The 9,241-nt window shown below is 46.9% G+C and carries 9 protein-coding genes; 3 read left to right on the top strand and 6 right to left on the bottom strand.

Annotated features, from left to right (window positions below; genetic code table 11):
* The first annotated feature begins 325 nt into the window (after nucleotides 1-325).
* Together NDA06_RS15730 and NDA06_RS15725 are read left to right on the top strand one after the other, a co-directional pair.
* Nucleotides 326-2,125 carry an EAL domain-containing protein gene (locus NDA06_RS15730; protein WP_190986315.1) on the top strand — a complete coding sequence of 600 codons (1,800 nt, stop codon included), beginning with the start codon at nucleotides 326-328 and terminating at the stop codon, nucleotides 2,123-2,125.
* 99 nt (nucleotides 2,126-2,224) lie between these two features.
* A complete protein-coding gene (locus NDA06_RS15725) occupies nucleotides 2,225-2,899 on the top strand; it encodes a hypothetical protein (protein WP_242037614.1) in 675 nt (224 codons plus the stop codon).
* On the opposite strand, the gene NDA06_RS15720 is transcribed toward NDA06_RS15725, so the two are convergent.
* Both NDA06_RS15720 and NDA06_RS15715 read right to left on the bottom strand, forming a co-directional pair.
* Entirely contained in the window at nucleotides 2,847-4,001 is a 1,155-nt protein-coding gene (locus NDA06_RS15720) for an extracellular solute-binding protein (protein ID WP_190686991.1), read from the bottom strand. The two genes, NDA06_RS15725 and NDA06_RS15720, sit on opposite strands and share 53 nt — an antisense overlap.
* Nucleotides 4,002-4,050: 49 nt before the next feature.
* Nucleotides 4,051-4,686 (bottom strand): phycobiliprotein lyase, encoded by a 636-nt coding sequence (locus tag NDA06_RS15715; protein WP_190686993.1) that lies wholly within the window; start codon nucleotides 4,684-4,686, stop codon nucleotides 4,051-4,053.
* A 454-nt stretch (nucleotides 4,687-5,140) separates the two neighbouring features.
* Here NDA06_RS15715 and NDA06_RS15710 point away from each other — a divergent pair, with 454 nt between their 5' ends.
* Nucleotides 5,141-5,554: a hypothetical protein gene (locus tag NDA06_RS15710; RefSeq protein WP_242029081.1), complete on the top strand. Its 414-nt coding sequence runs from the start codon at nucleotides 5,141-5,143 to the stop codon at nucleotides 5,552-5,554.
* 92 nt (nucleotides 5,555-5,646) lie between these two features.
* Here the strand turns inward: NDA06_RS15710 and cobT are convergent, their stop codons facing one another.
* The 4 genes from cobT to NDA06_RS15690 all read right to left on the bottom strand — a co-directional run bounded on the left by cobT (nucleotide 5,647) and on the right by NDA06_RS15690 (nucleotide 8,999).
* Entirely contained in the window at nucleotides 5,647-6,747 is a 1,101-nt protein-coding gene (cobT, locus tag NDA06_RS15705; RefSeq protein ID WP_190686995.1) for a nicotinate mononucleotide-dependent phosphoribosyltransferase CobT, read from the bottom strand.
* An 88-nt stretch (nucleotides 6,748-6,835) separates the two neighbouring features.
* A complete protein-coding gene (locus NDA06_RS15700) occupies nucleotides 6,836-7,591 on the bottom strand; it encodes a DUF2232 domain-containing protein (RefSeq protein ID WP_190412786.1) in 756 nt (251 codons plus the stop codon).
* A 114-nt stretch (nucleotides 7,592-7,705) separates the two neighbouring features.
* Entirely contained in the window at nucleotides 7,706-8,233 is a 528-nt protein-coding gene (locus NDA06_RS15695; protein WP_190439805.1) for a universal stress protein, read from the bottom strand.
* A 58-nt stretch (nucleotides 8,234-8,291) separates the two neighbouring features.
* Nucleotides 8,292-8,999, bottom strand: coding sequence for a Crp/Fnr family transcriptional regulator (locus NDA06_RS15690; RefSeq protein ID WP_190412784.1), 708 nt, complete (start codon nucleotides 8,997-8,999; stop codon nucleotides 8,292-8,294).
* Nucleotides 9,000-9,241 lie beyond the last annotated feature (242 nt).

Below are 9,241 nucleotides of genomic sequence, written 5' to 3'. Positions count from 1 at the left end.
ATTTATGATAAGCATTAAATATAAAATTTTGAATTCAATTAATTTACTTTCCCTTGCGAGTGAAATTATAATGAATTAATTGTCTAATATTTATGGATAACCCCATAAATATTGCTGGTAGATTTGGCTTTGAAAAAGTATAAAAATAGACTTTTATCCAGTGAGATGGTGCATAATTTCACTTAAATAAATGTTATTACAGATTGATAAAATCTAAATTCAGGAAGCAGGACAACCTTTATAAATTAAATAGTTTGCACAACATCGGGGAAATAAAAAGTTTGATTTTGTAAGAAAAACCATAAATTAAAGGAAATTTAGAGAAATGGCAAAAATTCTAGTTATTGAAGATGAAGAAGCAATCCGCGAAAACATATTAGAACTATTGGAGGCAGAAGAGTTCGAGGCGACAGGTGCAGAAAATGGTCTTGCTGGCGTACAGATAGCAAGAACGATTCGCCCAGATTTAATTATTTGCGATGTCATGATGCCCGATTTAGATGGTTTTGGTGTTTTGATGGCGCTGCGTCAAGATCCTGTCACCGCAACAATTCCCTTCATTTTTCTGACTGCCAAAGCTGAAAAAGCCGATTTGCGTCAAGCGATGGAATTAGGGGCAGACGACTATTTAACCAAGCCTTGTACGCCTGAGGAAATACTCAAAGCGATCGCTGCCCGACTCGAAAGACAACGAGCCATTACTCAACCCTATACCTTAGCGCTCAGGCAAGCAGCAGAAAGACTCAATCACTTAGTTCATTACGATAGCGTGACAAACCTTCCCAATCGCTTGCTATTGCGAGAGCGGTTTAATCAAGTTATCAGTAAGCGGCAAGATGAACACAAAAGCGATTCCAAAACCCAGGAGAACGAATCGCCTCTTGCCTCTGCCCAGCAGCCACTCAACGTTCAACCTGTCCCGCTGCTGTTTCTAGGATTAGATCGGTTTCAACGGATTAGTGACACCTTGGGAAATCAAGGGAGTGACCGATTAATTAAACTAATTGTCGAACGAATCACCACCTGTCTCAGCCGACAGGACACGATTGCGCGATTGAATGTAGATCAATTTGCAATTATTCTGGCAACCTTAAGTCAAAGACAAACGGTTGCCAGTGTGGCCCAAGCGATTTTGTCATCGCTGAATGAACCCTTCTCCTTAGAAGACGGTCAAATCTTCCTCACTGCCAGCATTGGCATTACCTTCTATCCCAACGACGGGCAAGATTTAGACACCCTGATGAAGATGACAGCAGCGGCGATGTCCTACACCCAAAAGTTGGGAGGAAATCACTATCAGTTTTATGCGACGGACATCAAGGCTGATTATGGCGAAGCGCTGGTGCTAGAAGCGAGTCTGCGCCGTGCCTTAGAACACAGTGAATTTCAAGTGTACTATCAGCCCCAAGTAAATCTCCAAACCGGAGAAATTAGCGGTGCAGAAGCCTTAGTGCGTTGGCAGCACCCGACGCGGGGGCTGGTTTCACCCGCTGAATTTATTCCTATGGCAGAAGAAACGGGTTTAATTGTCCCGCTTGGCGAGTGGGTATTGCAAACTGCCAGTGCCCAAACGCAAAAATGGCGAGACGCTGGATTTATATCGTTCCGCGTGTCAGTGAACTTGTCAGGGCGTCAATTTAGCCAAGCTGATTTAAGCCAGCGAATTGTCCGAGTATTGGAAACTACAGGTTTGAACCCAGATGCATTGGAATTAGAGCTGACTGAAAGTATCCTCGTGCAAAATGCTTCGATGGCGATCGCTACTTTAAATGAACTGAAACAGTTGGGGATTCACATCGCAATTGATGATTTCGGTACTGGCTATGCTTCCTTAAGCTATCTCAAACAATTTCCCTTTGACACTTTGAAAATTGACCGATGCTTTGTTCAGGATGTTACTAGCGATACCCAAAACCGAGCGATTATGACCGCTGTGATTCAACTCGCTCACAATCTGAATTTGAAAGTTACGGCTGAGGGGGTAGAAACTCGCGCTGAACTAGCTTTCTTAAGCCAGCAGCATTGCGATGCCATGCAAGGCTATCTATTTAGTCGTCCCGTACCCGCAGCAGAATTTGAAACCTTGTTAAGTGCCGGTAAACGGTTGCCGATGCAAGTTGTATGAATTAATCTACGTTTATTTACAAACCGTTCGCTGAATCAATCGCTGGAACTATTAGCAATTCTTACCAGACAATAACTGCATGAATTAGCGCGAGTAAACATGGAACCTCTACAGGAACCAACCAAATCTGGGGCGAAACTTAAACAATTTAGGCAGGCGTACACGGCAGATGACAATGCTGCGAGAAGTCAGATCCATCAAACAGGGAAAAAGATTGCTTCTTCCTTGCTGTTATCAGCTTTAGCAATTCTTACTTCGTGTGTTTTCCCTTTGTTAACGCAGGCACAAACACCACCCACACTGCTGCCTTCTCCCGAACCTTTAGACTTAAAACTACTCGATCCAGAGTCTCGCCCACCGAGAAGTCAAGTCATTAGAGCCGATAGTATGTCCCAAGCTAAACCAACGGTTCCCAGCCTTTGGTGGGCGGAGGAACAGTTTGGTGGCAAATTACTAGAGAACTGGCTAGCGTACCCGGATCGCCAGCGGGTGGATTTGGTTGTAAACCGACAACTCTGGAGCCTTCTGAACTATATAGGACGCTATAGCTTTGTCAACAGCTTTGGGACGGTTGCCAGAGATTATGGCTATAACACCAGGGTGTTTATTGCCAATCAACCACAAGAACCGCTAGCAACCTACACTTGTAATTTCAGTACCAGTCCAGTCGTCTGCGATCTGGATATTGTCTCCTCTGGTCAAAATAGTCTGCGAGTTCGTTCTAAACCGTTGGGCGGATTTCCTGCCACAGGGAACGATACGCAAGCGCCGTAGACTGGGGAAGCGGAAACAGAAATTCACTCTTGTCCAGTATCTGAGTATCTGGCAGCAAGATCGAGTTCGTTTTTAAAAATTCAGGTAACTCTGCTGGGTTCATGCCAGCAACAACTGGTGAGGCAGCGCGGCTGAACAGAGAAATTTCCGTAGCAGGTTTGGATTCCCAACAAAAATTAATCCAATCTTGCAACAGAGGATTCGCCGCAGCACCAGCAGGTTGCACCCATAAGTCTGACCACAAGGCGGTTCCAGACATAGGAACCACCGCAGCAATGTTGCGATCGCGCTTCATCACCGACAATACATCTGTTGACCAACCCACCGCCAGCCAGGTGTCTCCTAGCAATAACGGTTGCAGATAGGTATCGGAACTGTAAAATTTCACCTGCTGGTGCAACTTTTGCAGGGTATTTTTCAACTCAGGAATTCTGTCTATCCGTTCCGTGTTGTAAGAATGACCCAACCGTTTTAAGGTTAGACCAATCACTTCTCGCGGTTGATCTAAAAGTGAAATGCGATCGCGCAGTTCTTCTCGCCACAAATCTTGCCAATCCGTCGGTGTCCATCCCAAAGATTTGAATTTGTCGCGGCGATAGATAATTACTGTGCTTCCCCAGCGATAGGGCGCACCCCAAATTTTTCCAGCGGGGTCAGATTGACCTTGACTATTGCGTTTCACAAGTTCTTGCCATCGGATTGGCAATTGATTCCACCCTCCCGCCTGTGTAAGTTCGAGGGGTTGAATGAGTTTCTGCTCAATTGCCTGTGCTAACCAGAAATCTCCCAAAGTCACTAGATCGGCAATGACGGGTTTTTTCGGGGTAATCAGCGGTAAGTTCCGACCCCAGCCCTGGTTCGCTTTACCGGGATTCTGCCAAGTTTCTAGACTCGCAAATAAATCTTTTAACTGTGTGGCTGGCGTAAAATCTAGAGTTGCCGATTGCTTGAGGCTCTGGCGAAATTTAGTTAACAGCTGAGCGGGAATGGAATTTTTCAGAAGTCTAACTCTTAGTGTGGGGTTTTGGGAATTTCCACACCCTGCAAGCATCTGACTCAAGGTCAGCGTTCCAGCACCCAGCAGAAAAGACCGTCTCTTCATAGTTGTAGCAACTAGCAATCCTTCTGATTAGCAATTCGCTATTCGCTGTTTATAGCGCTTGTCGGCGCTCGACGCCAAAGCCGACCAAATCGATTACCGTTGGTTGTTCTCCGGGTTCGGGTCGTTGGTAAGTAATAATCGTTCTGAGCCGCGTATCCGGCGCTACAATCCGCATTTGATCGACCGCAACAGAACGTCGATAATAGGTGATCATTTCCAGCGTTTGGCGAGTGGGCTGATAGGTAAACCGCCCCGCGATCGCTCCCGCTTCTGAGTATCCCTCATCCCGCAGATAAAAACCCTTAATCGCTTCCCCATCTACAACTTCCGCCACGATCGGTGGAGCGGGGATTTCGGCGGGCGATTCCCCAGGCACCACGTAGGCATCCGGCACAAATAAAGCCTTCAAACTCATGGATACTCGTTCGCCCGTTTCCGAGACGGTATCAAAGGCGATCGCAAACCCAGGACAGGCATTTTGTTCTTCGGTTGCTTGGGCAAGATTTACCTTTATGCCATTTGACGAAGAAAAGGACAAAATTTGCTGCTTTTGTTCCCATGTCAGGGCTTTTACCGAATATTCCGTATGAGAGCGTTCAATCTGACCGCTAAGGACAGAATGATACATTCTTTCTGTTGTCCATACCCCCGTGCAAGCGGTAAAAAACTCTCTGATGCTGAGCATTTTTTCCAAAAAAGCAATATTTAACGCAAGTAAAAGGTAATTAGCTTGCTTGATTAACTTAGCATACGTCCGTGTTCTTCGGTGCTGATAAAGGTTCTAGCCTTTGCTACAGTTTTTTGCACTGCGATCGCCGTTGCCATCTTCTTTATCTATTCGATAAGTATATTGGATAAGTATATTTTCTGTTCCTCCTTTTGATAGAGGAACTTCTTAGGGCTGAAAATCAAAATAAACGGAATATAGGGCTAGAATCGCGAAAATTTCCAATAAATCTTCAGAATTGAGAATTTAATATTTCTACATCATAAATCCTGCTAGAAAAACCGCTTTTCATGTTTATTCAGCCTTGACCTAAAAAGGCTCAATCGATCCCAACTCCAGCTTCATAAATTCATCTTGCTCAATAGTTAAATAATTTGTAAGTAAAACAGTTTTTTAACTATTTTTTTATAACATGAAAGAAATCAAGTTAACGCCTAGTGGGAATTGCATGGATTCACTTCAAAAGCAAGTCATCACTTTAAATCATAAAGTTGATGTCCTTTACGAAATGATTGACCAGTTGAGCGAAAAAGTCTCTGAAGCTTTGTCTAAAAGCAAAGCAGCGGCTATCCAAGGAGGTACACCCGCACCTTTAGGAGTCAGTAATAGCCGCTATGCCTATAAAAGCTACAGCAATCAGTCTCCAGTAATGGAGCACAAAGATGTCTTAGTTGATACAAACTCTGTAGATAGTAACTCTCATAGCAGCGAGAAAGATTTGTCACCGACCATTCAAATCCAACGGCTAACGGCACAGCTCACCGCTGCCTATAATCGCATTGCTGCTTTAGAAGAACAGTTACTCTCTCAGAGAATTCACTCTTAAACAATCGGCAGGCGGGATACAGCTAGAAGGCTTGCAGATAGAGAAGAAAGAATAAACACTGGCTTTATGCTTCACACTTCATATTTCGGACTTCAACAACGCTCGATTAACATTTCAATGGCTTGGAGTAATTGCTCCTGGTGCCAACCCTGAGTTAAATGAGCCGCGATCGCACATCCGCCCGCACCCATGCCTTCTTTAACGTATCCCTGCTCATAAGCCCGCAGTTGAGGATAACGAGAGGGCGCAAAACTCAGCCCAGTCCCCAATAAGGGGACTGGGCTAATTGTTTTTGCTAAGCCGACCGTATCACCAGTTGGATCTTCTGCCACCCAGCGAGTCGTTCCCACCACAACTTGTTCGGGTTCCCAAGATAGGGAATATTGACGCCCAAGCGCTTGCATCAAGGCATAGACAGCCAGCATTTGCGTTCCACCAGCCAGCATGACACCGCAAGTGCGACTCGCAGCGATCGCCATCCCCGCAACCGCAATTTGCATCGGATCGCCAATTGCCGCAACCAGATATAACGGGTCTTGGAAAGGATGTTCCTCGTCTCCTCTGCTCCTAAAGGCTTTCAGCCCAGCTTCCACCACCGCCCACTTTTGCGCGTGATTGCAGCTAGGATAGCTGCTGTTGACCTTACCGGCAGCGGGGACACCCAAGCCCGTTAAAATTGCCAAAGCCGTTGTCGTTCCCCCTACCACGCACTCTCCCAGAATTAAATATCCATCCGGGATACTTGCCGCTAGTTTTTGCCCCCAAATTAGTCCTTGTTCCCACAGATGTTTCACTGTCGCGAGAGGCAAAGCATTTCCGCCGCTGAGACACTGGGCAGGGGCACCTTCCAAATCAATGACTGGAACAGTTGGCGGCTGGGGCAATCCAGCATTGAATAAATAAACGGGAATACCAAGTGCTTCAACCACCGCGCGGGAGATTAGCACTGGAGAGGCACCCGCTTGCAGAGGAGGCAGAGGATATTGAGGCTGAGGCTGAGGGCCTTTATACAAAAATTCCGCATCTGCGATCGCTGTATATTGTCGATCCTCTGGCGTTGCTCCAGCTGCTGAAATACCGGGGATCAGCCCGGTGGCGGTAAAGCCCAAAATACAAGCAAACACCGATGGACGTCCCCGATATCGCTGGAGCCATCGATGTCCCGGTTCTATCTGAGTGTAGACATGAATCATCGAGTTTTGGATTTTGGATTGAGGGTTGAGTCGTGGTGAGGCTCAAAGCAACTGGAAAAAGGCGAAATCAACCTTTAACTTTTCTCCCTCATTCTTCATAATCCAGCAGCACTTGCACCCAATGAGGGGGACGGGGAATCGGGTTACCCAAACGATCGAGTAGCAGCAAAGCCACCAAATGTACGACAAACAGATAGATAACGTTATTGAGAATAATCATGCCGAATGCGATCGCTTGAATCAAAGATAGACTCGGCTCTTGCAGTAACCCGATCTTGACAAATACCCACTCTGCCAGTTCCGTCACCTGGCTAGTCATGTAAACCCAGAGGTCTTCCCCCAATAAAATCGACAGCAGCCAAAACCGAAAAAAGAATCCAAACGTACCAATAATTGTCCCCGTACCAATCGAGAACAGCCAGCTGCTCCTGCGCCGCCACAAAGCCCCCAGTTGGACACCCATGAGACCGTAGGGGATCAGAAACAGAATGCTGCGAGTTGGTCCCATTAGGACGGACAACAGCAACCCAGAAACCAACGCTGCCATCCAAGCCGCCCGGTGTCCCCATCGCAGGTATACGAGGGCAATCGGGATTGGGAAAAACATCCGCAGCAGCGGTCCCATTGGAAAGTAATAATTAATCAGCCAAATCAGACTACAAGTACTAGCCAGAAAGGCAGTTTCCACCATGATCAGGGGAGCAACTGCTTTCACCTGGGGTTCGGAATAATTGTTCCCTTGGGCACTGGTTGCCGGGGGCGTTTCGCTTAGATTCGCCTCATCTTCGATTTTCTGAGAATTCCCCAGACCAGAAGCTTGACCGTCTTCAAAAGGATCGCTCATGCAGATTAAAAAACAAAGCCAGATCCTAAATTTAACCTCTATTCCCGTTTTGAGCCGAGCTTCAGCAGCTTCAGGAGAGAATTACAAGACCCATTACCAATTTCCAGTATCCCTTTATCCATCCGCTATTTCCCCAGTCGCCAGTGATTCAGGATGCTCCGTATCTATGCCCTGAATTACCAACACCGAACAGGGAGCGTGGTGCAGCACATAATTACTCACACTCCCCAGCAAAGCTTCTGTCAATCCCTTGTGCCCCCGACGTCCCATCACAATCAAATCGGCACCCCAATTCTCAGCTGCTTGACATAACATTTGCCCAGCCTCGCCTACTTTGTAATCAAACTCCGTCGGCACTTTCTGACGGGTAGATTTTTCGCAGTAACTTCGGAGCAAATCTTGCACCTGCTGGATTCGCCTTTCGAGCGTGAGGTGGTGATTCTCATAGGATGTCATCATCTGAGGATACAAACCCATCTCACCAGAGAGCCGTGGCGTTATTTCACCGAGTATCTCGCTATTGAGGCAATGTAGCAGCATCATTGCTCCACGATTCGCCTGCGCCAATTCCAGCGCTTGAGCGAAGACAGCCTGACATAAAGAAGAGTCGTCGATAGCAACCAATATTTTCTGAAAACCCATGACTAGGCACCCAGATAAATGGCAGTCGGGCACCCAGAGTGCCGCTGCCGTGTATTTATTAGACGATTAGCCGTTCCAAAGCCGCCAAATCGGGAATGCACAAGATATCGTGGTCGCGCATAATCAGCGCCTTTTTTTCCAGCTTTGTTAAAACCCGTGTCACCGTTTCTCGCGCCAGACCGCTGAGGCTGCTTAACTCACGATGGGGTAAATTGGGGATCATCGTTCCTTTTTGGGCAGTTTTTCCCTGTCCTTCTGCCAAGAATAATAACGTGTCGGCAACGCGGGACATACTATCTGATTCTCGCAATCGGAGGCGACGGTTGACTTGACGCAGGCGTTTTGCCATCAGCTGAGCCAAGCGAACGCCTGCTAGTGGTTCGTTATGAATTAACTGAACAAAATCTTGAGCAGGCATACTGCCAATCGTCGTAGGAGTTAGCGTAATCACATCCGTTGAACGAGGAACCTCATCCAACGCTGCCATTTCGCCAAAAAGTTCTCCTTTGCCAAGAATATTCAGCGTTACCTCTTTACCATCAAGGTTGTAGGTGCGAATTTTCGCCCAACCCTCCAGAATAAAGTAGACAGAGCCGCCCCAGTCATTTTCCAGCAAAATCACCTGATTTGCAGGATGGGTACGAGTGACGACATGGGAAGTGGCTTTCTCCACAACGGTCTCTGGTAAGCCGGTAAACAAAGGTGTGGAGCGAATCAACGCATTCATGTTAGAGTTCGGTTCGCGGGGGGTGTATCGGTCTTCCATCGGGCCAACACAAATGAAAAAGCTAAGAACTGATAAAGAGTGGCCCACTGGAGTGGGGCTAGCTGGTAGCGTTTGAATCAAGAGCAACCGTTGAGCCGGAAACTTTCAGCAATCAGGTCGGCATCTCCCGAATATGGTGTTTACGCTCTCGAAGATAATTAGGCTGAACAGGAGGCTCTTGGCAGCGTACCAATTAGAGTTAGGAGGCACCCATTGAGCCAGTGACCCTATCTTTATTATCC

Origin of the sequence: Trichocoleus sp. ST-U1 (assembly GCF_039961835.1) — a bacterium.
Lineage (GTDB): Bacteria > Cyanobacteriota > Cyanobacteriia > Cyanobacteriales > FACHB-T130 > FACHB-T130.
Note: the sequence above shows the minus strand (reverse complement) of the source record. Positions and strands in the feature narration are given on the sequence as shown.